The organism is Mixta gaviniae (assembly GCF_002953195.1).
Taxonomy (GTDB): Bacteria; Pseudomonadota; Gammaproteobacteria; order Enterobacterales; family Enterobacteriaceae; genus Mixta; species Mixta gaviniae.
Genome location: NZ_CP026377.1, coordinates 770,900 through 794,825, shown reverse-complemented (window position 1 = coordinate 794,825; position 23,926 = coordinate 770,900). Strand labels below are relative to the sequence as shown.

Annotated in this window: 20 protein-coding genes and 2 pseudogenes; all 22 read right to left on the bottom strand. The window is 57.5% G+C overall.

From position 1 onward, the window contains the following. Positions 1-6: 6 nt before the first annotated feature. Positions 7-795 (bottom strand): DcrB-related protein, encoded by a 789-nt coding sequence (locus C2E15_RS03640; RefSeq protein ID WP_104956172.1) that lies wholly within the window; start codon positions 793-795, stop codon positions 7-9. A 1-nt stretch (position 796) separates the two neighbouring features. After that, positions 797-2,733: pseudogene (locus tag C2E15_RS03635) on the bottom strand (type VI secretion system Vgr family protein). A gap of 89 nt (positions 2,734-2,822) precedes the next feature. Beyond that, on the bottom strand, positions 2,823-3,731 hold the full coding sequence (locus tag C2E15_RS03630; RefSeq protein WP_104956171.1) for a DUF3829 domain-containing protein: 909 nt from the start codon (positions 3,729-3,731) through the stop codon (positions 2,823-2,825). A 66-nt stretch (positions 3,732-3,797) separates the two neighbouring features. Beyond that, positions 3,798-5,222 (bottom strand): serine/threonine protein kinase, encoded by a 1,425-nt coding sequence (locus C2E15_RS03625; protein WP_104956170.1) that lies wholly within the window; start codon positions 5,220-5,222, stop codon positions 3,798-3,800. A 26-nt stretch (positions 5,223-5,248) separates the two neighbouring features. Continuing rightward, entirely contained in the window at positions 5,249-7,861 is a 2,613-nt protein-coding gene (gene tssH / locus C2E15_RS03620) for a type VI secretion system ATPase TssH (protein ID WP_104956169.1), read from the bottom strand. 102 nt (positions 7,862-7,963) lie between these two features. Next, positions 7,964-9,010 carry a type VI secretion system baseplate subunit TssG gene (tssG, locus tag C2E15_RS03615; protein ID WP_104956168.1) on the bottom strand — a complete coding sequence of 349 codons (1,047 nt, stop codon included), beginning with the start codon at positions 9,008-9,010 and terminating at the stop codon, positions 7,964-7,966. Continuing rightward, positions 9,007-10,881, bottom strand: coding sequence for a type VI secretion system baseplate subunit TssF (tssF, locus tag C2E15_RS03610; RefSeq protein ID WP_104956167.1), 1,875 nt, complete (start codon positions 10,879-10,881; stop codon positions 9,007-9,009). Before tssF ends, tssG begins: the two co-directional genes overlap by 4 nt. Positions 10,882-10,883: 2 nt before the next feature. Then, positions 10,884-11,462, bottom strand: coding sequence for a type VI secretion system baseplate subunit TssE (gene tssE, locus C2E15_RS03605; RefSeq protein WP_104956166.1), 579 nt, complete (start codon positions 11,460-11,462; stop codon positions 10,884-10,886). Continuing rightward, positions 11,455-12,285 carry a type VI secretion system accessory protein TagJ gene (locus tag C2E15_RS03600; RefSeq protein WP_104956165.1) on the bottom strand — a complete coding sequence of 277 codons (831 nt, stop codon included), beginning with the start codon at positions 12,283-12,285 and terminating at the stop codon, positions 11,455-11,457. The genes tssE and C2E15_RS03600 overlap by 8 nt, the downstream gene beginning before the upstream one ends. 16 nt (positions 12,286-12,301) lie before the next feature. After that, positions 12,302-13,297 carry a hypothetical protein gene (locus C2E15_RS03595; RefSeq protein ID WP_104956164.1) on the bottom strand — a complete coding sequence of 332 codons (996 nt, stop codon included), beginning with the start codon at positions 13,295-13,297 and terminating at the stop codon, positions 12,302-12,304. A 19-nt stretch (positions 13,298-13,316) separates the two neighbouring features. Beyond that, the gene (locus C2E15_RS03590; protein WP_104959068.1) at positions 13,317-14,111 is read right to left on the bottom strand and encodes a PP2C family protein-serine/threonine phosphatase; all 795 of its coding nucleotides are present in this window, start codon (positions 14,109-14,111) and stop codon (positions 13,317-13,319) included. Continuing rightward, entirely contained in the window at positions 14,111-16,180 is a 2,070-nt protein-coding gene (gene tagH / locus C2E15_RS03585) for a type VI secretion system-associated FHA domain protein TagH (protein WP_104956163.1), read from the bottom strand. The genes C2E15_RS03590 and tagH overlap by 1 nt, the downstream gene beginning before the upstream one ends. 328 nt (positions 16,181-16,508) lie before the next feature. Further along, positions 16,509-16,858 (bottom strand): annotated as a pseudogene (locus tag C2E15_RS03580) (T6SS amidase immunity protein Tai4 family protein). A gap of 1 nt (position 16,859) precedes the next feature. Beyond that, positions 16,860-17,051 (bottom strand): T6SS effector amidase Tae4 family protein, encoded by a 192-nt coding sequence (locus C2E15_RS03575; protein ID WP_281257537.1) that lies wholly within the window; start codon positions 17,049-17,051, stop codon positions 16,860-16,862. A gap of 48 nt (positions 17,052-17,099) precedes the next feature. Then, entirely contained in the window at positions 17,100-17,582 is a 483-nt protein-coding gene (locus C2E15_RS03570) for an Hcp family type VI secretion system effector (RefSeq protein WP_104956160.1), read from the bottom strand. Between the two features lie 146 nt (positions 17,583-17,728). Further along, positions 17,729-18,157: a T6SS amidase immunity protein Tai4 family protein gene (locus tag C2E15_RS03565; RefSeq protein WP_245912343.1), complete on the bottom strand. Its 429-nt coding sequence runs from the start codon at positions 18,155-18,157 to the stop codon at positions 17,729-17,731. After that, positions 18,154-18,660, bottom strand: a complete 507-nt coding sequence (locus C2E15_RS03560) for a type VI secretion system amidase effector protein Tae4 (protein ID WP_104956159.1) — start codon at positions 18,658-18,660, stop codon at positions 18,154-18,156. The genes C2E15_RS03565 and C2E15_RS03560 overlap by 4 nt, the downstream gene beginning before the upstream one ends. 723 nt (positions 18,661-19,383) lie before the next feature. Next, a complete protein-coding gene (locus C2E15_RS21210) occupies positions 19,384-19,581 on the bottom strand; it encodes a hypothetical protein (protein ID WP_128861377.1) in 198 nt (65 codons plus the stop codon). 467 nt (positions 19,582-20,048) lie between these two features. After that, positions 20,049-21,554 (bottom strand): type VI secretion system contractile sheath large subunit, encoded by a 1,506-nt coding sequence (gene tssC, locus C2E15_RS03545; RefSeq protein WP_104956156.1) that lies wholly within the window; start codon positions 21,552-21,554, stop codon positions 20,049-20,051. Positions 21,555-21,556: 2 nt separating this feature from the next. Continuing rightward, positions 21,557-22,084: a type VI secretion system contractile sheath small subunit gene (tssB, locus tag C2E15_RS03540; protein WP_104959066.1), complete on the bottom strand. Its 528-nt coding sequence runs from the start codon at positions 22,082-22,084 to the stop codon at positions 21,557-21,559. Positions 22,085-22,162: 78 nt separating this feature from the next. Continuing rightward, on the bottom strand, positions 22,163-23,176 hold the full coding sequence (gene tssA / locus C2E15_RS03535; RefSeq protein WP_104956155.1) for a type VI secretion system protein TssA: 1,014 nt from the start codon (positions 23,174-23,176) through the stop codon (positions 22,163-22,165). Between the two features lie 23 nt (positions 23,177-23,199). Next, positions 23,200-23,910, bottom strand: a complete 711-nt coding sequence (gene tagF, locus C2E15_RS03530) for a type VI secretion system-associated protein TagF (RefSeq protein ID WP_104956154.1) — start codon at positions 23,908-23,910, stop codon at positions 23,200-23,202. Positions 23,911-23,926: the final 16 nt, after the last annotated feature.

The window sequence follows — 23,926 nt, the reverse complement described above, 5'->3', positions numbered from 1 at the left end:
CTCTTCTTATTTATCTGAAATAAACTCGTTGATTTTATCAATACTGTTCAGGGCTTCTGGCCCTTTAACGGAACGGCAAACAGTTAATACAGATGAGAGATGCTGAGATTTTTCTGGCGATGAAGTCCAGAGTCCATAGCGTGCTGGTTCGCTATTTCCTACTGCGGCAATATGAAGCGGGTTTCCTTCCGCTGAATAAAAAAGATATTGCCCATTTAATGCACGCTGTAAATTTACATGCTGATAGAGTGCATGAACGCTATCAAAAACGTTGAGCTGGCGAAGATCGGTATCAATAACAAAAAATATGCCTGGCGCATCGGCTGGTACCGCTTCACTGATAAAATTATCATTACTCTCCCGATGAAATCGTATGCTTTTTAGAATGTCAGTATATTGCTTCTGATAATAATCAGTAAAACTATCAGGGCAAGAACCAATGTAGCTGACCATTTTCTTCCCTGCGGGCTTATCATCCAGCAGTACAACCGTCTGCTTCTGCCATATTAGCGTATTATTGCTTTCAAAATGGTAAAGCATTTCAGCAGCAGGTATGCCATCGACCAAAGTCATTAAAGAAGAAATGAGCGTGAATCTTTGCACAGTCATCTCCAGCTCTTTTAACAAGCGAGCCGCGACGCCCTGCACTTTATCATCAAATTTCGCTGTCCCTCGTGAAATAACAAAGCTGAAGTCGCTGGCGCTATTTTCACTGAGAACGAAAAGGTTCATTGTCCTGTCTTTATAGACGTCAGGAAGTTCCAGGGTAGCTTCCTGTAGCGTGCAAATTGCCATATTATTTCCCTTGATTGGCATTAACTACGAAGAGACTATCCAGATCGGATTTTATTTTTTCCTGATGATTATTTCCGGGTGCTATAGTGGCTGCCGAGCCGTCAGTGGGGTTAAGATGTAATTCCCCACCCGTAGTATTAATCTGGCCGCCCTTTTCTACAGTAAAATTAAAGTTCACCCCTTTGATATTAATATCGCCGTCAGAGGTAAGCTCAATAACACTTTTTCCGCATTCCAGACGAATCGCCTCGCCCGAGCCTATCGTAAAAAGCTCAACGGCATTTACAGTATGCGTCTTGCCCGTTAAACAAGTGCTGTGTCCTTTAACCCCCGTAACCTGATCCTGAACGATACGCTGGTTTTCATTTTCACCAATAAAGCGGGTGCTATTCTTTTCAACCACCATGCTGGCGTCGTTCTTCACGTTCACGTCAAGGTTGCGCTCCGCCTGGATCCACACCTGCTCCTCACCCGCCCGGTCCTCGAACCGCAGCGCGTTCGCGTTGTCCGGCGTCCCGTCCTTTGACCGGCTCAGGAACCCCATCTGCGTCGCCGCCGCCGGCAGCGACCACGGCGGCATGCTCCCCTCGTTGTACACCCGCCCCGTCACTATCGGACGGTCCGGGTCGCCGTTGATGAAGTCTATCACCACCTCGTCGTTCACCCGCGGTATCTGCACCCCGCCGTAGCCCTGGCCCGCCCACGCGCTCGACACCCGCACCCAGCACGAACTCGTCTCGTCCCCCGCGACTCCCGGTCCCAGTGGAACTTCACCTTGATGCGCCCGTAGCGGTCGGTGTAAATCGACTCCCCCTGCGGGCCCACCACCCGCGCCGTCTGCGGGCCGTGCGTCTTCGGCCACGGCGTCGTCGCCGCCGCACGGTACGCCACCTCCGCCGGCAGCACCCGGAACCGGATGCGGTGTACCGTCTGCCCCTCCCCGCTGGCGTAGCGGTTCTCCTCCAGCTGGTACTCCGCGCGCAGCGTCAGGTAGCGCCCGTTGTCCTGCAGGTGCGGCGCGTTCAGCAGCGCGAAGGTGTACCCCGGCGCCAGGCACAGCGCCGTCCCCTCGCCGCTTATCTGCCGGTGCGCCGCCTGCCACTCCTCCTGGCGCACCCGCACGTACTTCTCGCCCTGCGCGTGCTCCACGTAGCGACCCGGCCACTCGAACACCTCCGTCTGCCCCGGCTGCGGCGACGCCGGGTTCTGCCGCGCCTGCAGCAGCCACGCGTTCGGCTTGCGGAAGTCGTAGTCGTCGATGCTGTACATCCCCGGCGTCACGCTGTCCTCCAGCGCCCACCGGCTCACCCCCGCCGCCGACGTCACCCCGCCGCTGCCCGTCACGTGGTACGGTATCGCCTCGCACCCCGGCCACGGCCCGTGCGCCTCCGGCGCGTCCGACAGCACCATCACGTGCCGGTCCGCCTCGTGACGGAACCAGTAGTAAATCCCCTCCAGCTCCATCAGCCGGCTGATGAACGCGAAGCTGCTCTCCTGGTACTGTACGCAGTACTCCCACTCCCGGTAGCTCCCGCTCAGCCGGTCCTCCACCTGCACCCCGTACTCCGCCAGCAGCCGGTGGATTATCTGCACCGCCGTCTGCCCCTGGAAGATGCGCGAGTTCTTGTCCCGCCGCATCGGCCACAGGTCCGGCTCGATGGTCAGCTCGTACACCGCGTAGCGCGTGCCGCCCAGCTCCTCGCTGCGCACCGCCATCCGGGTGATTTTGCCGTTGATGTGGCGCGTGCCCGACAGGAGCTGCCCGGTGGGAACCGAGACCGTCAGCGGCTGGCCCAGCAGCGCGTGGCGCTCGATGCGCGGGTCGGCGCTCAGCAGCGTGACGGTGAGTTCGAAGGGGTGCGACAGCGCCTCGACGCCGTCGAGCTTCCAGAAAAGCAGCCCCTCCAGCGGGAGCTGCACGGTGATGCGTTCAGACATGGGTCGGTTCCAGAATCAGCGGGGCCCGGCGGCGCCGGGCGGGTGAAATAAAAAAGGGGTTTTTAATTAAGAAACGGCAACCGCGCAGATCAGCACTGGCGGTTATTGCTCAGGGCGCTGACCAGCGCGTTAAAAGGCAAAATGGTCTTATCGTCAGCCGTCTCACGGCCCTGCGCCTGCGCCTGCATGGCTTCATCCAGCGCAGAGAGATACGTATCCAGCGCGTGGAAAATGCTCTGGCACTGGCCGTTACCCTGCTGCTGAAGCAGCTGTTGCCAGCCGGCGGAGAGTTGATGCAGCGTCGCGGCATCTTTGTTTAATGATGCTGACAGCGATGGATCGTTTAACTCTTCCAGCGTCTGGCGCGACAGCCAGACCACGCCATAACGGAAGTGTGCGGGGCTGTTCTCCGGTGACTGCTCCCAGGCGAGCTTGATCCGTTCGTGATTGGCTATGGAGATGGCGCGTAAAAAACGATCGCGCTGCATCAGAATGGCGTCGAAACCGGCGATATAGTCGGGATGGCTACGGCGCGCCAGATCGCCGCTGTCACTCAGCCAGGTTTTGTTTTGAGCATAGTCGTACAGCGCTTCGCTCAGCGGGATCAGCTTATCAAGGCTGGCTTTATACTGCTGCGCCGCGTTGTCCAGCGGCGGCAGCGCGCCCGGCATGCTTAACGCCTTCGCCAGACCGTCGCTGAGGGTGTGCAGCATGGCAGGGTTCACCACGCTATAACGCTCGAGGGTTTTTCCCGTCGCGATAAAAGGCGCGACATCGCGTTGATAATGATAAAACGCCTCCGGCAATGAGTGGTAGGTCATGCTGGATTCGCTGTTCGCCGCCCGGATAAACGCAGCAAATTTATCATCAATCGCCGTACCGATATCGTGTGCCGCAGACGATGAAGGATTCGCGCTATCGGTCGTTTTATCGCATGCGGTAATCATCAGCGCCAGCGCCGCCGCCATCAACAGGCGCCATGGAGTGTCCTTTGCCATTTCCTTTCCTGCCGTAACAGATCCCTGAAATAAAGGACCGTCCGCGAAGACGGTCACCCTGATGCGTTAGCTTTGCGGGTTGATCAACCAGACGCCTTCACGATCGACGGAGATCTTCTGCTGACGCGAGGCGCCCTGATTGGTCACGGTGAAGGTATAGTCGCCCGGCGGCAGCTGCAGCGAGGCAAAGCCGTTTGCTGATGGCACCAGCGCCTGCGGGTTGCCGTTCAGCGCCACTTCATCGCCCATGCGCAGCTTGATGTAAACCTGCGCAACCGGCTCTGGCGCGGCGGCGGGCGGCGTCTCCTGCTGCGGCGCACTGTTGGCGGCGGTTTGCGTGGCCTCCGGCGTCGGCGTCGCAGTCGGCGTCGGCGCTTCGCTCCGCGCAGCGGTCGCTGGCGTATCGTCGCTGCCTCCGCTGGCGATCAGCGCACCGACGGCGATGCCCACCAGCACGCCTGCGGCGGCCAGCCCCGGCCACATAAAGCGTTTCAGCGGAGAGACAACTGCAGGCGCGGGCGCTTCCGGCTCGACCGGCACCAGCATGGTGCCCGGCCCTTCAATATTCACATTAAGGATATCGTTCAGATCGGAAACCGACAGCTCCATCAGTGCCGCAAAGGCGTCGATCGACTGCGGACGCTCTTCCGGCTTCAGCGCCAGCGCCTTATCAATCGCGTGCAGCAGCGGCAGTGAGAAGCCCGCCGGGCGCAGTTCCGCCAGCGGCCGGTAGTTATCCTCAATACTGCGCACCACGCTCACCGGCGGCGGCGCGCCGACGATCAGCGTATGCAGTACCGCGCCCAGCGCGTAGATATCGGTCCACGGCCCTTGCTCGCTCTCGTTATCGTCGCTGTACTGTTCAATCGGCGCGAAACCGGGGCGCAGCATGGTCTCCGTCTCGTCAGAGAGGTTGCCGATGGTTTTGCGCGCGGAGCCGAAATCCAGCAGCACCGGCATCATATTCTCCTGGATCTGAATGTTATCCAGTGAAATATCGCGATGCAGGTAGCCTTCCTGATGGATGGTGTTAATGGCGCCGAACAGCGGCGGCAGCAGACGGCGGATCCAGGCTTCGTTCACCAGCTCGGGGCGCTGCGTCGCCAGCCGCGACAGCGTCGTGCCGCTGTAGAACACCGTGCCCATATAGGCGGTATCGTTCTGCACCCAAAAGCGCAGCACGTGCAGCAGATTGGGATGGTTAAAGCGCGCCAGCAGCCGCGCCTCCTGAATAAAGCTATTCAGGCCGGCGTGAAACGTCTTGCTGAAGCGCTCGCTGCGCAGTACCAGATTCAGGTCGTCGCTGCGCACTGCCAGCGACGCAGGCATGAATTCTTTAATGGCGATGGTGCGTTCAAGCTGATGATCCCAGGCGCGATAAACGATCCCGAAACCCCCGCCGCCAATTACTTCCTTAATTTCAAACTCATTAAAACGGTACCCAATCGGCAATGCGTTCGGCACCGTCCGGTTGTTATCGTGTTCCGGCATGATGGAAACTCTCTGATAGCTAAAGCTTACGCCTCAAACTGACACTGAAACTCACCCTGGTCATAGCTGACGCGCAGGTGACGGAAACGCTGATCACGTGCGCTGGCCGTGAGCAGTATCTGGCTCATCTGCGGCAGCAGCGTATTGGTCAGGATGGCATCGACCATGCGTCCGCCCGATTCCACTTCGGTGCAGCGCTGGACAATCTGGCTAATCACGCTGTCATCAATGTGCGAAATGATGCCGTGATTCTCTTCAAGACGACGCTGGATACGTTTAAGCTGCAGGCGCACAATTTCAGCCAGCATCGCATCGCTTAACGGATAGTAAGGCACAACCAGCAAACGACCAAGCAGAGCCGGCGGAAACACCTCCAGCAGCGGCGCGCGCAGCGCCGCGGAAAGCGCTTCCGGCTCCGGCATCAGCTCAGGATCGGCGCACATGGCGCTGATAAGCTGGGTGCCAACGTTCGAGGTCAGAATAATGATGGTGTTGCGGAAATCGATATGGCGGCCTTCGCCATCCTCCATCCAGCCTTTATCGAATACCTGGAAGAAGATCTCATGCACGTCCGGGTGCGCTTTCTCAATCTCATCCAGCAGCACCACGCTGTAGGGGCGACGACGCACCGCCTCTGTCAGTACGCCGCCTTCGCCATAGCCGACATAGCCCGGAGGGGCACCCTTCAGCGTGGAGACGGTATGCGCTTCCTGGAATTCGCTCATATTGATGGTGATGATGTTCTGCTCGCCGCCATAAAGCGATTCGGCCAGCGCCAGTGCAGTTTCGGTTTTGCCGACGCCGGACGGGCCGCACAGCATAAAGACGCCGACCGGCTTGTTCGGATCGTCCAGCCGCGCGCGCGACGTGCGCACCCGTTTGGCGATCAGATCCAGGCCGTGGCGCTGCCCGATAACGCGCTCATTAAGCGTATCGGCCAGGTTCAGCACCGCCTCGATTTCATTCTTCACCATGCGCCCCAGCGGAATGCCGGTCCAGTCGGAGACCACCGCCGCCACGACGTTACCATCCACGGCGGCGAACAGCAGCGGCGCCTCACCCTGCAGCACGCTCAGCGCCTGCTGTTTCTCCGCCAGCGCCTGCTGCAATGACGCCACCTCATCTTCTGACGCGGCATAGAGCTGCGCGCGCAGCGCGATAATCGCGTCCACCAGCTCGCGCTCCTGCTGCCAGCGCGCGTCCAGCGCGTCGCGCTCGGCCGCCAGCTGGCTCAGCGCGGCGTCGATATGACCGATGCGCTCGCTGTCGCCGCCCGCCACTTTTACTTCGCGTTCGGCGATCTCGCGCTCAATCTCCAGCGCGGCGATGCGGTGCAGGCAATCCTCCAGCTGCGGCGGCTGCGCGCCCTGGCTGACGGCGACGCGGGCGCAGGCGGTATCCAGCAGCGCCACCGCCTTGTCGGGCAGCTGACGCGCCGGGATATAGCGGTGGGAGAGTTTCACCGCCGCGCTCACCGCTTCGTCCAGCAGCAGCACGCGATGATGTTTTTCCAGCGTATTGACGGTGCTGCGCAGCATCAGCAACGCTTTCTCTTCATCCGGCTCGTGAACCTGCACCGTCTGGAAACGGCGGGTCAGCGCCGGATCTTTCTCAATGTATTTTTTATATTCCGCCCAGGTGGTCGCGCCGATGGTGCGTAGCTGACCGCGCGCCAGCGCCGGCTTCAGCAGGTTGGCGGCGTCGCCGGTGCCCTGCTGTCCGCCTGCGCCGACCAGTGTATGGATCTCGTCGATAAACAGCACGACAGGCGTTGGGCTTGACTGCACTTCATTGATCAGCGCCTGAAGGCGCGCCTCGAACTCCCCTTTCATCCCGGCGCCAGCCTGCAGCATGCCGATATCCAGCAGCCAGAGCTGGACATCGCGCAGCGGCGGCGGCACGTCGCCTGCGGCGATGCGCAGCGCCAGGCCTTCCACCACCGCGGTTTTGCCGACGCCCGCTTCGCCGGTCAGCAGCGGGTTGTTCTGGCGACGACGCATCAGAATATCCACCATCTGGCGGATCTCTTCGTCGCGCCCGGCAACCGGGTCGATTTTGCCGTCGCGCGCGCGCGCCGTCAGATCCTGCGCATACTGCGCCAGCGTACTTTGCTGCTGCGGCGCGGCGCCGGCCGGCTGCGGCTGTGCGGCGGCCTGCTGCGCCTCTTTGCTGTTGGCGAAAATGGTTTCGAACTGCTCAATCAGCAGATCGGCGCTCAGGCGGCTGAACTGCGGCGAGATGCCTTTCAACACGTTGGCGAGATTGAAGGTTTTCAGCAGGCCGATCAGCAGATGGCCGCCACGGATCTGCGCGACGCCGAATGTCAGCGAGCCGTAAACCCAGGCGCGCTCCACGGCGCTGTCGATATGTTCCGACAGGTCAGAAATCGCGCTGGCGCCGCGCGGCAGACGATCCAGCGCCGCGACGATGTCACGGGTTAGCGCCTCTTCATCCAGTGAAAAATGGCGGATCAGCTGCTGCAGATCGCCATCCTGATGCTGCATCAGCTGATGCAGCCAGTGGACCAGTTCGACATAAGGATTGCCGCGCAGCTTGCAAAAGGCCGTCGCGCTCTCCAGCGAAGTAAATAGTAGCGTGTCCAGTTTGCCGAACAGTACGGCGCGGCTGATTTCTGACATGATGATCTCTGACGGATAGGTTAAGTGTGTGACAGTCTTTACACGGTAAAAAGTAAGCCCGACCGCCAGCGGCGGATAACACGGCGCTTACCGCCAATCGGACTAAGGGGAGGGTTGCGGCTCCGGGCTGAACTGCAGGTCGCCGCGCGGCTGCGGCGTCGGCTGGTGGCCAAGCCAGGCACTGTAGCCCAGCCTTGCCTGACCGCCGAGCGTCGCGCCCTCGATCTCATCCTGCGCCAGCAGCAGGCGCACTTCCCAGACATACTCCACGCCCAGATACTGACGCACCCAGTCGCGCAGTTCGGCGGCGTGGCGCTCATCGGGCAGGAACTGGTTATAGCGCGCCAGCGACAGCGGGCCGATATCGATGCGCAGCTTATGTTGCACATCGCGCACTGCCACGCCGAGGAAGGTCGATTCGCCGAGACGCGGCGCCTGACGCCCGGCGGCGAGCCGCGCCCGCTCGCGTTTATCAAGCGACAGCCACTGCGGAATATTCTGCTCAATGCGCACCGGCGCGTTGAAATAGTGCCGCAGGATCTTCTCCAGCCCTTCGGCGTCGCGGCCGTGGCGGCTGAGATGGCCGGCCAGCATCAGGCGGGCGTGTTCGCTCAGGCTGCCGCTGGCGCGCTGCGCGGGCTGCCCCATGCCGATCAGGCTGGCGAGGTAGCCGTCGAAGCGTCGTCCGTCAGGCCGATCGAGCGAGGCCGTCGGCTGCGCGTCGGCCCAGGCGCGGTAAAACAGCAGCGTCAGCCGATGATGAAACAGATCGGCGAAGGCGGTCAGGCTGGCATCCTGATGATGATAAAGCCGCTCGCGCGCATGCTCGGTCATATGTACCGGCAGCGGGCCGTTAGGGCCGAACAGGCCGAAGCTGAGGATGGATACGTCATGCAGCGCGCCGCCTTCCCGGGCGCTGACCGACGCCAGCGTCGACGGGGCGAACGCCAGCGAAGGCGTCTGTCCGAGCCGCAGCGGCTCATGGCGCGGCTGCGGCGCGCGGCCCAGCGGATACTTTTCGCCGCCCTGGGCGTCGATGCGGCGCAGCAGCTGAAACAGATCGTAGCGCCAGGGCGCCTGCATCAGCCCGTCCCAGAAGCGATCGGGCAGACGGCGCAGGCGCAGCGGCTGCGTCTTGTCCTGACTCATATCAGCGCCCTTTTGCCCATGCGCGGCGGCCAGTAGCCCACCTCGCCGCGCTGCTGGCTGTTTAAGGTCATTTCGGTAAAGCTATTGATCGCCACCAGCCGTGAGAAGAGGCGCTCCAGCACGCTGCCGAATAGCCATGGGCTGCTGCCGGAAAAGGCCTGCTCATCCACCGTCAGCTCGATGCCGATGCCACGGGCGAAAACGATCGGGCCCGGCTCCGGCACCCGTCGATGTACCGGACGCAGCTGGCAATGGCGGATGCCTTCAATCTGACGCGCCACCGGTGCCTCGGCCAGATTGGCGTAAAGGCCCAGCATCTGGCGCAGCGCGGCGGCGCCTTCGCCATTCTCGCCATCCATCAGGCTGAGATAGTTCATCTGCAGGTGGCTGATCAGACGCCACGTCGCCATCCCTTCCGCCAGCGCCGGGCGCGGCGGCGTCGGCCCTTTGCGCATCGTCAGCCCGGCCGCGGGTACTGAATCGGGTAGCTTAAAACCCTGCTGATCCTGTTGCAGCAGCATCAGCGGCAGATCGCGGCTGGTGCAAAGCACGTCTGCGGTGACGTAGCGCAAATCGTCGCGCCAGGGGGCATGCTGTTCATCCACCAGCGACAGGAAGACCTCTGACCCGACGTAGCCGGTGCGGGTGCCGTAGCGCTGTGCATGTTCCGACAGCGTGCGCTGCTCGCGCCGCAGCGAAAAATAGGCGCCATAGTCGCCGCTGTCATGGCTGTAGGTACTCCAGAACGGGCGGAAGACCTGTTCGTCGCGCTCGCCTTCGCTGGCGCCATAAAGCTTCTGCACCGAATAAATTTCATAATCGAGTGGACGAATATTATCGACCACCAGATGATATTCATGGTTGTTTTCGCTGAGCTTTTGACGCTCCGCCACGCGCGGAAACAGGTTGATGACTGGCGTACAATGCAGCGCCAGATGGCTGCGATCCACCACGCGTTCCAGCGCGGCGTCGGTTTTATCCAGCAGCAGAACGATTTCGAACTCGCGCTCGCCGTCTACCTGTTGCAGCAGCGGGCGCAGCTGGCTGATGCTGATAAACTGGAAACGCGCCGGAAAGGCGAAATATTCCTGCAGCAGACGGTAGCCGTCGAAATTGCGCAGATCGTCCGGCAGCAGCGCCTGCTCCGGCTCAAACCCCTCCTGCCTCAGCGCATCGTCGCGCAGTACCTGACGGCGCGGCGATTTGCCCACCGTCTGACAGAAGATCCCTACCGTGTGCTGCATCAACAGCTCCAGCAGTTTCAGCGCTTCGATATCGGGACCGCTCAGAAAAAACTCCAGCCGGTCGAAATCGACATGATCGAGCGTGGTGGTGCTGTCACAGCTGACGCGGATACGCAGCGCGCTGACCGCGCCGCGCTGGCTTAGCCCCAGCTGGCCCAGCGGGATGTCCGCCGGCACGCCGCCCAGTTCCACCTGCTTGATCTGCAGCGGCAGCAGCGTCACCTCGTGCGCCGTAGTGTAGCTGCAGGTCACGCCGTTTTTCTTCAGCAGCTGGCTGTCCATCATGGTGCCGCGCGGCACACGGAAGCCGCGGTTGATATCCCCTTTTTTGCTGTCGGGATGCAGCTCGGCTATCGCCATCGACGGTGTCGGTGCCAGATAGCCGGGCGCAATCATCTCCAGTAAACGCTGCGAAAAGCGAGGAAACTCCGCGTCCATCTTCAACTGCACGCGCGAGGTCAGAAAGGCGAAGCCCTCCATCATGCGCTCAACGTAAGGATCGGCGACGTCGATGCCCCGCATGCCGAGGCGGCCGGCCACTTTCGGATAACGGTCCGCAAACTCCGCGCCCATTTCACGCAGGTAGGCCAGTTCGCGGTTGTAGTATTCGAGCAGTTTACTGTCCATGCTTAACCTACATCTTTCAGCTCAAAGTTGCCGTTTTCCAGATCCACATCGGTGCGGAACAGAAATTCCAGCGGGTAAGGCACGCACCAGAGGCGGCCTTTGATTTCAATCGACAAAACGTTATGCAGATCGAGCGAGCGGGTATCGGAGATACAGCGCACCTGCAGCCCCTGCGGCAGAATACGCGGTTCGAAATTGATAATCGCTTCGGTCAGCTTGCGCTGAATGTCGTGCCATTCGATATCGGACATGCGCTGTCCGGCCAGCGGCGAGACGCCGAAGTTCAGCACCGAGCGGCGCACCTGGCTGAAGGGCGCCAGGTCGAGCTGCGCTTCACTGTTAATGGTGTTGAACAGCCACTGCAGGTCGCGCAGCACATGGCGTCTCAGCGTGCTGTGCGAGATCAGCTGCTGGTTGGTCGTTTCCTGGCGCTTGCCCGGCTCGTTGTCGGTCAGACGGTCCAGCAACGACGGCTGCAGCTTGTCGCGCGCGCTCAGGCTGTTCTGCTCTTTACGGAAGCGGAAGCCGCCGCGCAGCAGTTCGCCGCTGTCGACCGGCTGCGTTTTGCTGTCGCTACGCATCGGCCAAATCGCTGGCGGCGAAGGTCAGCGTCTCCAGGCTCAACAGCGGGAACTCCGCCTCGTCGTTTAGCCAGACTTTCTGGCCCTGACCGACATAGTGCTGCTGCGCTTCATCCAGCGGCCGCCATTCGGTCAGGCTCGCCAGACGCAGGCTGTCCTGCGCGTCGGCGTCAAAGGGATAGCGCACCGGCACCTGACACACCTGCTCGGCGCCGTCCACCAGCTGCACCAGCGTATGCCGCCATACCAGATCGGTTACGCTGGCCGGTGCCTGAAAGCGCATTGTGGCGATCGCGCTGAACGGCACCCAAAAATAGTGGCCGTTGACCAACAGTTCGCAGACCGGGCCGAGGCGGCTATCGCCGTCCACCAGCCAGGCGAAAGGCTGCGCCTGCTCATCGCCCTGCGCCTGCGCGCTGCCGGGATTCAACGCGGCCGCATCCAGCGCGGCGCTGCGTAGTGCGTCAGCCTGCGCGCGATCGCCCTGAATATCCGCCTGCAGCGCGGCGAACAGCTGCGCAGCCCAGCCCCAGGCTTCGCCCGGCAGACGCGGCTCAGCCTGACCGGCGAAGACCGCAGCGCGTTGCATCTCGCCGCGGATCGCCTGATCCAGCAGCGTAACCGTCGGCTGCGACTGTGGCTTTAGCGCGGCCCAGGATTTCAGCTGGGTTTGCGCCCGCGTCCAGTTGCCCGCCAGACAGAGCAGCTGCACAAACGCGGCGCGCAAATCAGCATCGCCGGGCGCGGCTTTAATCTGCGCTTCGACGCGCGCCAGCGTTTCATCCAGCGAGCTTCCCGCCAGCAGTTGGTGTAAAGAGTGCATCGCGCTTCCTTGTTGATTAGTTGATGGTACGCCAGGCCCCGGCGGTCGGGTCTTTCAGCTGCGGATAGAGCGCGTTGACCAGCTTAATGGTCAGCGGCGCGTCATTAAGGTAAGAGGACCAGACTTTGCGCACCTCGCTCAGGCGCGCCTTCAGCGCGCTTTCGTCACCCGCTTCCGCCTGACTCACCTGTACCGCCACGACGCCGCTCGCCTGCCAGCCGTTGAGATCGGAGGACCAGGGCAGGATCATCCAGCTCTGCGGCGAACGTTCGTCAGCCAGCACCATGCGTTCGTTATTGACGGTAGTGATTTGCAGGCCGCGCTTATCGCTTTTCGTCGCCAGGCCCATCACCGGGAAGCCCTGCAGAAAGGTAACCGGCTGATTTTTCGCGGCGCCGTGTCCAATGCGCGTCATCTGGCCCTGCCCGCTCAGCCAGCCGTTGTCGCCGCACTTCACGCCCTCTTTGGCCGGAACGAACAGCGCGCTGGTGTGATTCTCATCATTCCACCAGGTGCGGAAATGGCAGCCATCCAGCAGACTGAACTGCAGCCAGGGCGTGGTATCGGCCGGCGGAGAGAGGTCTTCCGGATTGATCGCCGGCGCAGCCGGCGTTTCGGTTACAGCGGGCGTTTCCGCCACGGCAGGCGCCTGCGGCGCTGCCGGCGCGACGTTCACCTGCCAGCCGCTGGCTTTATCCGCGCTGCCCTGTGCCAGCAGTTTTCCGTTCGCATCTTCCGTATGCCAGTTCAGCGTGGTGATTTTGCCGCACGCGCGTACCATCAGCGCGCCCACTTTCGGCATAAAATCGTCCAGTACGGCGGTGGAACCATCGCCTTTTAACACGATACGCAGCGGCACCTGGCGCGCGCACCAGTCCTGCGGCTCCTGGCTTTTGACGTTATCGATCCACACATCCAGGTTTTTCGAACGGGAAGAGGCAATATTGTAATTTTCCGCCCAGGCGTTGGTGGCCATCAGCAGCGTTAACACGCCGGTTAACCAGAGTTTCATAGCATTCCTTTTAAAATGATTAGTCGCGAAGGGGAATAAACTGCGCCGCCTCAGAGAGCGAGTGCAGCAGCGTCGTATCCTGCGGCGATCCTATCCAGACGGCCATCGCGCTGTAGTTATCCTGATCGCCGTCCGCCTGTTCCTCATTATTTTTCAGCGCCTGATGCATCAGCGTCAGCCACTCTTCCGGCGTGTTCACCATATGCAGCGCCTGCTGCATCTGCTCCCGGGAGACGCCGTGCCAGAAGCCGTCAGTGCAGAGCAGGAAGGCGTCGCCATCCTCAATCGGCACCACGTCGCTGTAGCTGGCCTCACGGCCTTCGTCGCCCATGCCCAACGCAAAATAGAGCAGGTTGCTGTTAATGCCTTCGGTCTGATGTCCGGCATCTTTCATCTGCTGGATCAGGCTGTGATCGGTGGTGACGTGGTAGAGATAGCCGCGCCGAAACAGATAGAGGCGGCTATCGCCCGCGTGCGCCCAGTAGGCCAGCTGATAATCGCGATCGATAAACAGACTGACCAGAGTGGTGCCCATCCGGCTGCGGTCGCGATCCTGTTTCTGCTGCTGGCGAATCGCCCGGTTGGCGCTGTGGATGTACTGCCGGATCTGCTGCGCATCAAGGTGCGCGTCGCCGTCAAACTGCTCAATAAGGGTGTTGCGCGCCAGCTTTGCGGCAAGATCGCCGCCGGGAAAACCGGCGACGCCGTCACAGACCACAAAGCAGGCGGAGCGCTCGCCCACGATGTCGCCCGTCTGATCCTGATTGCTCTCGCGGGTTCCCTGGTTCGACATTGAGGCAATGGTGATATTCATCATTCGTCCGAGGCGGTCTGTGAGTCTTTATATTGGTTAACTTCCATATCGTAAGCGTGCAAAAACGCTTCGCCGAACAGCGTATGGAAGTCATCCTCGATCTCACCCGCGGTTTCGTTATAGCGACGGTTGAAATGCTCCCAGAGCGCCGCTTTACGGCTGCCCGGCAACGACAGCCGCGAGGTGATCCCCTCCTGACGCGCTTCTTCTTCCAGCTGCTGCGGATTAAAGGATTGCAGCATTGCGGCGATGATGGCGCGGATACCGGCGATCATGCCCAGCTGATGCGCCTGCAGGTCGACCAGCGCATCGCGCACCGCCTGCTTCGGCGGCATAAAGCCCGGCATGCGGCTGCCGAACATCTGCATCAGCACGGTTTTACCGGAAGGCAGCAGCTTAAACGGGTTGTTGGCGTCATCGAGGATCACGGTCATATCCGCTTTCACGCCGCGTTTCAGAATCGAGCGTGACGACAGCAGCGCGACGGTGCCCTGCGAGAACATGCCGAGCATCTGGCCCAGCTGCTGCATATTTTCCCGATCGAAGTGCGGCGTCGGCTGCATATCGTTCAGACCCATGCCATCCAGCAGCGCCTGCAGCAGCTCGCCCTGCAGCGCTTCGCCGCCGCCGGCGTTCGACTGCGGCTGGCTGCTGCGAGTGGAAGCGACCGGGTCGATACGCAAACGCCCCTTCGGCGGCGGCGTTACGCTGCGCTGCACCGCCTGCGGCGTCGGCAGGGTAATCCCGCCGTAATCGGGGGTCTCTGCCTGGCGCGGCTGATTAAACAGCGGCGAGGTTTCAATCGCTCCCGGCTCATCCGCAGGCAGATCGGCGAACAGCGGCGACGCGCTCAGAGCCTCATCTTCCGCCTGCTCCGGCGCAGCAAAATCAGCGTCCTTTTCGACGCGCTGCGGCGGCTCATCGGCGAACAGCGGTGAGCTGGCGAGATCGTCCCTGCCGCCGAACAGATCCTGATGCGAGCCTGACGGCTGCGAAATGGATCCCGAAGTGTCAAACAGATCCTGAGGCGCTTCTGATGGCTGCACTGCGGATCCCGTCGCGCCAGACAGATCCTGAGGTGAGCCTGACGGCTGCGCAGTGGCCCCTGAAGCGCCGAACAGATCTGAATCACGCGCGGCCGCAGCCTGTGGTGCAGCTGCGTCTGAAACAGCATGATGCGGGTTCTGCTGTGCCGGTTCATCGTCCGGATGCGCCAGCGGCACCGCGCCGCCCATCATCAGGCCGAGCGGATCGTCGCTGTTAAGCTGAGCGGGCGTGGCATTACCACCGCCGAACAGCGCCAGCGGATCGAGTTCATCCCCTTTCGGCTTCGGCTGCGCCGCTTTTTCCGCCGCAGGCTGTACCAGCGTGGTTGGCGTGTTGTCATTGAAGATGCTGTCCGATTTAAACAGCTCATCTTTTTCAAACAGCGTATCCGGCGCCTGGCTGCGGCGATCGAAGCTCAGCGGCTCGCCGGTTTTAAACTGTGCCAGCGGATCTTCCGGGTTGCGGTTTTCCGCCGTCGGCGTCGTCAGCGGATGCGCATCGCTGGTCGGTGCGGCAGGCTTCGCGCGATTGGCAGAGATGCTGTCGGAAATCGAGAACTCTTTCGCCAGGCTATCCCAGATTTCGCTGGGAATGGCGGCGGTGCCGCCTGCGGATGGTGCGGGCTGCGCCGGAGCCATCTTCGGTTGCGGCTGCGGTGCAGGACGTGAAACCGGCGCGGCGTCCTGTGCCGCAGGCTGCGCGGCGGCGGAGAGATCGTTGACCAGCAGACGATACTCATCAATACCGAGAATATCGCCATCCTGTAGCTCAACCTGACGGCCGCGCTCCAGCGGGATATCGTTCAGTTCCACGCGCGTTACGTTGCCGCGGTTGGTAATACGGCATTCGCCATCGGCGGTAATATGCACAATCGCCTGCAGGCGAGAGATTGTGCGATCGTTATCGGGCAGCACCAGATTGTTATCGACGCCGCGGCCGATCGTGCCGCCGGGCGGTAAAAAGTCACAGCTGCTCTGCGGCGGCTGATGTCCCGGTTTGTTCGTTATAATCGTAAAGCGCATAACGGTTTCCTGCGTTTGTGATATTCGGCGTTCAAACCGCGCGGGTCTTTGGAAAAACCGGCGTGGTTTGAACGACAGACAACGGGAAGGGAGAATGTAAGAGCATCTTAAAAAGTGCTGAGCATTTTCTATAACCGCATCCCAAATATAAGAAGAGATGAGCGCCTGACCCGTGCATTTTTGTTCATAAATAACATCTCCTTTTAGCCTTATTTATAATTATATTGGCCGGGAAAATAGTGTATTTATGCAAGTAACAGTGTTGTTTTAAAAATATTCATGAATTAAAAATAAAACATTTCCCGATTCATTATGTAAAAACAAAAAATTAATTATCCGGTTTTCCTTTGACACGCTTAATCAGTTCAGCCAATGCTTCGCTATGGTAGAAATCAATACACTTAGCCAGCACCATCTGTTTGCCAGACTGGCTGGCGTAATTTTTTGCAAGGAACTCTTCGCCTAACTTTCTTACTGCTGAATGTGCGGCTAGAGAGTAATCCCCAAACTCCAGGTAGCCCCGTGCTGCGGCTGCGGCATCGTTTTTGACCTCTTTACTGTTATATCCCTGGGCAATGCAGGTACTTAATGCATAGTTTTAATATACTCTTCAGGTGTATACCGGGTGTTTGCACTTGTACAGGTCGTATAAAAAAAGAGAGTAAAAAGCAAAGAAATCTTATTTTAAAACCCATAATGCGGCCTTGCTTGCCTGAGGAAAATAACAATGGTCGGAACATAAAGATCCATTCCAAAGTGTCGCATGCCCACTTGCGTCACTCCAGCTGTCTACAATGAAAATTAATATCCCATTTAATCCTTTAAAATCACTTGTGAAAAATTTGGCCTGTTCATTTCTCTTCCTTACCAATATTTTTAATACAAGTAATTGCCCGCCCTGTAAGGGCGGGCTGCGGCATTACATTTCTTTATTTTCTTTGATATTCCAGCCAGCGCTGCTTTCAGCACCTTTACCGCCGGAAGAGGTCTGCTCCCAGTACTGCTGCTTCACGCGTGAAGCCTGGAATGCATAGGTAACGCCGACAGTGTCGCCATTATCCGTACCGGTATACTGTACGGAAGTAACCAGCACATCTTCCAGGGTAATTTTGGTGTATTCAACCTGCTGGCCGCCCGCTTTGCATACGGAAAGCTCGATCTTGTTCAGATGCTTACCGCTGGCGCAGTGCTTCAGGATGGCAGTAGTAGACTTGTCGATCAGCGCATTAACGTGCAGATCGTTGAAGTTTACTTTGCCCGCGCCGCCGCCGCCACCAACGGACATGTTACCCGGCTGGGACGCGCCCCAGGAGAAAGAAGTAATGTCAGTCCAGCCTTTGTGGTTGGAGTCCTGAGACTCACCGGTAACACCGTCAACCTTCAGGAACATATCAATAGCCATAGTAATAACTCCTTATTGTGAATAATCGCTTATGTTAAAGCGCTGCTAATTAAGGAAAATCAGGCAAAGCAGCCCGCGTTTTTCCTTATCCTTTTCTATAAATGCTTCGTTTTCCTTAAGGGCATTATAATTGGCAAGGAAAAAGCTTAATTATCCTGATACCAATTATGATCAGGGTTTTCCGTTATAACGTCCTTCACAACATCATCAAGCTCTTTACTGTGATAAAGTCTAAAACAGTTGAGCGTATATCCTTTGCTATTATTCGGTATTTCAACGTGAAAATTATTTTTCCGATCCTTGTATTTATCAATGATCGCATTTATTTTTTTATCACCTTCCACGAAATTATACGGTGCCCACGAACGCATGGCATTTGAAGACAGTGCGGCATCCAGAGCCATTTCCTTATCATTATTGTTAATCATCGCAAAGCATCTTGCTAATGCCATATCTTTGATTAATTGCGTATAGGGTAATCGCTTCATAAAGGTTGCACCGTCTTCAACATTTTTTCCCCATGAAGGAAAAATTGTAGAAACAAAAATAACCATAAATAGAATATTTCTTTTCATGGTAGCATCCAGAAATTAGCGGCGTTCGTAGAATAATTGACACCAGGCTCATTAAAATAGCAATGGTCTGAACATATTCTGCCGTCCCAGAGTGTAGCATGACCACCTGCATCATCCCATCCAGATATTTCAAAAAGAATTAAACCATTTTTATTTTTGAGTTTATCAACAGGTATTTGGGGATAACTGATGATGAGATCGGGCGGCCCCCACTCTTTTTTTAGATATTCAATTAAATCCTTTACTCTGTAAAAATACCATTTTTTATCATCTCCAGAGACGGTTTTAGTCTTATCTCTCGGTAGAGGGTGGCCTGTATAATTTAAAACGTAACTCATTCTTACTGCACAGCTGTTTACCCAGCCACCATTTTCATAAGGGATTTCAAAATTTTGCTTAACCTTCCCGCCAATAGTCTCTTTTACTCTTTTTAAAGGGTTAGCGGGATCGTAAATTCTTTTAGCCGCCGTCCATGCAGAAATGAAACTGGGTCTTGAGTTCATCACTTTTATCCTGTTTGATTTTAATCCATTGTATCAATCAGCGATGGGATGTTACGCCATTGGTAATGTTTTATATCTAATAATTTATTTTTAATAATCTATGCTATTGCTGTATAACAACAAGCATGTATTCCTCTAATAGAATGTTATTGCATTACGTTAATAGTGCCTTATGCGAGGTATAAGCTTATAATACCCTCTGCTTTGCATTCCCTTTCTTTGTTCATATCAAACACAGAATGCCAGATACAATATAACTTCTTCTACTAGTTCACTGTCTAAACTGACCCGACAGATTTACTTAAAGAACATGTGATGAGGAAATTTATTACATTGATATTTATGCTAACATTTTTAGCTATTGGGGCTTGCTCGCTATTCGATATATTTCGTTCTATTGGATATTTTTTCTATGAAACGATGAACACACGTTCGCTTGGTGTTATTTTCGGTAAGTTATTGTTTTTTTTGTCGTAGGTGCTGCGGTTTATTTTTTATCATTAAAAACACACCGGAAATTAAAAGCGCATCTTTATTTTCTCTGCAATATAATATATAACGATAGATGCCCCTACTAACGTCAATAATATCAATGCATTTATCGCTGACCCTATAAAATCATGATGCCATTCAAATACGAAGGTATAATACCCTGTCACAGCAAAAAACAGCAAAAATGAGATAACGATTAAAGTATACACCAGAAAATACTTAATGACGGGTTTAATCATGAGAAACCCCATATAAAAACTCATCAAATATCTGTTTATCGATAGCACTATGGCTGGCCTGATAGTTTATTGCGTTGATAAAAGGCCTTTTTCTGCCCTGAAAAATCATTTGCGCTTGAGACGCTAATGTTCCAGGTTGTTGCACGATACAATAACCGGGTTGAACTTGAGAACCTGATTTACTTTTCATGCTTTTATCTCAAAAATATTTGGGAAGAAAGGCTTGATACTTAATCTATATCTGCTCAAAAAATAAGAAGAAAATCATAAGCAATACTACTTAATATTTTCTTTTTATTTTTTCTCCTACCGCGTAGAGTGTCAGATATATAACAGTAATCAATCCTGATATAACAGCATTAAACAAATTGTCTTTATCATTCCCTTTCCAGCCTGAAGAAAAGCGTAATAAACAAAATTCAGGACGGAGATGCCGCTGGATATAAAAGATAAAAGTTATGCAATCAGTTGTAGCAAAATACTTTTTATCGGCATCACAGTGTCTCCTTCTCTCAGCTTTTACTCAGTACGCTTTTGCATTTGACCTGGCGAACCATAAGCAATTTATTATGGTTAGCTGGAGCATCCTGCATCAGCCAGACCAGAAAGCCATGATCCCTAACCGTAAGCGCCGGGCATAATGCCCGGCGACGTCAGTTACGCATCGTTCGTTTTCAGCGACGGTAATTTAGAGACCAGACGCAGCGATACGGTCAGGCCTTCCAGCTGATAGTGCGGACGCAGGAAGAATTTCGCGGCGTAATAGCCTGGGTTATCTTCAATTTCCTCCACCATCACTTCCGCCGATGCCAGCGGCTTACGGGACTTGGTTTCCTGCGAGGAGTTGGCCGGATCGCCATCCACGTAGTTCATTACCCAGTCATTCAGCCAGCGCTCCATCTCTTCGCGCTCGCGGAAAGAGCCAATCTTGTCACGCACGATGCACTTCAGGTAGTGCGCGAAGCGGCAGCAGGCGAACAGATACGGCAGGCGCGCCGCCAGACGCGCGTTGGCGGTAGCGTCGGCATCGTGATATTCGGCCGGTTTTTGCAGTGACTGCGCGCCGATAAAGGCGGCGAAGTCGGAGTTTTTACGATGCACCAGCGGCATAAAACCGTTTTTCGCCAGCTCGGCCTCGCGGCGATCGCTGATGGCGATTTCGGTCGGGCATTTCATATCCACGCCGCCGTCGTCGCTGGGGAAGGTGTGGCACGGCAGGTTTTCTACCGCCCCGCCCGATTCCACGCCGCGAATCGAGGTACACCAGCCGAACTCTTTAAAAGAGCGGTTGATGTTAGCCGCCATCGCGTAGGCCGCATTGGTCCAGGTGTAGTTGCTGTGGCTGGCGCCTTCGGTCTCTTCTTCAAAATCGAAGCTGTCCACCGGATTGGTGCGGATGCCGTACGGCAGGCGCGACAGGAAGCGCGGCATCACCAGGCCGAGGTAGCGTGCATCTTCCGACTCGCGCAGGCTGCGCCAGGCAGCATATTCGGTGTTCTGGAAAATCTTGGTCAGGTCGCGCGGGTTCGCCAGCTCCTGCCAGGTCTCCATCTGCATCACGCTCGGCGCGGTGCCGGTGATAAACGGGCAGTGCGCCGCCGCGCCGATGCGTGCCATCTCGCCCAGTAGCTCAACATCCTGCGGGCTGTGATCGAAATAGTAGTCTCCAACCAGGCAGCCGAACGGCTCGCCGCCGAACTGGCCATACTCTTCTTCATAGATCTTTTTGAAGATAGGGCTCTGGTCCCAGCCCACGCCTTTGTAGCGTTTCAGCGTGCGGCCCAGCTCCTGCTTGGAGATGCTCATAAAGCGGATTTTCAGCATCTCGTCGGTTTCAGTATTGTTAACCAGGTAGCTCAGGCCGCGCCACGCGCCTTCCAGCTTCTGAAAATCTTCGTGATGAATGATCTGGTTAACCTGACGCGACAGCTTTTCGTCGATCTCGGCGATCAGCGCCTGGATAGTGCGATAGGCGTCGCTGGAAACGGTAACGCTGTTTTCCAGCGCCTGCTGCGCCAGCGTTTTCACCGCGCTTTCTACTGCGGCGCGCGCCTGATCGCTTTTCGGGCGGAACTCTTTATTCAACAGGGCGCTGAATTCATCCTGATCCCAGGATTGCTGCCCCTGCTGCGGCTGGTGTTGCTGTGATGGATTGTTGCTCATCGTTATTCCTCATCACCTTTGACAGTTTCTTCCGGTTTCGCCAGATGACCCAGCGACTTCAGCAGCGTCGGATCCTGCAGGATTTTCGCAATCAGCTCTTCCGCGCCGTTTTTACCGTCCATATAGGTGAGCAGGTTGGAAAGCTGCGTGCGCGCTTCCAGCAACTTGCTCAGCGGCTCGACCTTGCGCGCCACCGCGTCCGGCGAGAAATCTTCCATGCTTTCGAAGGTCAGATCGATATTCAGTCGGCCTTCGTCGGTCAGGGTGTTCTCCGCCTGGAATGCGACGCGCGGCTTCAGCGCTTTCATGCGCTCATCGAAGTTGTCGATGTCGATCTCCATGAACTTACGTTCATCAACGCCCGGCAGCGGTTCTACCGGTTTACCGGCCAGGTCGGCCATCACGCCCATGACGAACGGCAGCTGAATCTTGCGCTCGGCGCCGTAGATTTCCACATCGTATTCAATCTGTACGCGCGGCGCGCGGTTACGGGCGATAAACTTCTGCCCACTGGATTTTGTCGTTGCCATGATGTTCTCCATCGGATATGCGCGGTAAAGGTCAGCAGCCGGCGCGCCTGGCCAGACTGCCAGATAGAGGGCTGCGGCTTAGTCGCGGCGGCCAAAAATATTTTCCAGCTGATGCACGCCATCTGGCGCGAGGTCGCGGATAATGTCCATAAAATCGAGTTCGATCACTTTTTGTACGCGGTCGATCATCAGCGGCGCCGGATGGCTGGGTTCGTAGCGGGCGAAGTACTGTTTGACCTTCTCCAGCATCAGCTGCGCTTCGGCGCGCGAGGTGATATCGCTGCTGCGCCAGTCCGCCTGCGCGCGTGGCGCGGCAGCGGCCGGGCGGCTCTCGCCGATTTCCGGCTCTGCCTGCGCGGCGGCGGGTATTAACGTTGCCAGATCGGTGGCCTGACACGCCTGCGCCACCAGGCTCACCATCTTTTGCAGCTGTTCCATTTCCGGCGCGCCGCTTTCGCCAAGATGCTCTACCAGCGTTTCGCGGATTGTTTGTAACCGCTCACTTACCTGCAGAATAGCGTCAATGCCGGGCTGATCGCCGCGCGCCAGCTCGTCGCTCAGACGCGGCCGTCCACCGGGATAGTCCGCCACTTCGGTTTTGCTGCCATCCAGCAGCGCGCAGGCATCGCGCAGGGAGATGTGATCGGCGGCGCTGCGCAGCAACGGCGCCTGACGCAGCGCCGCCGTGAGCGATGATTTATCGCCCAGCGCTGCCAGCGCGTTGATACGGTAGAAGGGATCGCGCTCGCCATACTCTTCCAGTAGCGGCCAGAGCGGTTCCCAGTAAAGCAGCAGCGCCTGTTCAATCAGCTTCAGACCGCTGGCGTAACCCGGCAGCCCTTTCATCTGCGTCCACGCGTGAGTAAGTGCTAACATTACTCGCAGATCTTTGGTGCGGGCCAGCAAACGGGTCGCCAGCTTTTCAACCTTGTTCCAGTCGGCGGGTTCGGCGGGAATAATGGTGTCGCCGAACTGCTGCTCGGGTTTGCCTTCGCACGCCTGCGTCATCGCCATGTAATCGGCGTCATACTCCAGGTTTTCCCCGCACGGCTGTTCACTGCTTACCGGGGCCAGTAGCGCATCGATATTCATCGTCATCCTCGAAATCGAAAAAATCAGTCAAACATGGGCGGGTAAAGCCCGTGTCGTCCCGGCCGCGCGCCGCCTGCCGGATCAAACAGCAGCGAAAAGAGCTGGCCGGTAAAGTTGCCGCTGTGCAGATGGGTATAAAGCGGATAACCATCCGCCTGATTGGTCCACCAGAAGCTGGTGTAGCGATGCGGATCGAAGCAGTCGGCAACCTGCTTCCAGCTGAGGTTAGTGGCGCTTTCGCCGTAGCCAATGACATCGAGTATGTCAGATCGCTGCGGCGCGTCGGGCAGCTGCGGCGCCGGGATCGCCAGCAGCGCGTCATCAAGCTGTTCAGCGGAAAAGCCGTTACTCACCGCATGCAGCAGCGTGCGCCCCAGGCGCTGATACCATTCGCCCGCCAACGCCAGACGAGCGTTCGACCACTCCGTCGGCGTAAAGCTGAACAGCGCGCAGACCGGATACTGGCGACCCACGCTGTCGCGCGCCGGCAGCAGGCAGCCCATCTGCACCAGCTGGCTGCCTAACATCGGCGGCACGACAAAGTTCCATACCGGCGCTTTGGCAAAGCGCTGCGTCTCGCCCGCGCGCTTCTCTTCATTTTTTTGCCAGTTCAGCAGACCAACCTGAAACCAGTGGGTCCACTGCCGGGCAACGGCGTCCGGGAAACGGCGCTGCAAAAAGTCGCCGGCGCTGGGCAATTTCCCATACCAGCCGATCGCAGGAGAGTGGCTCATAATCTTTTCCTTGCGG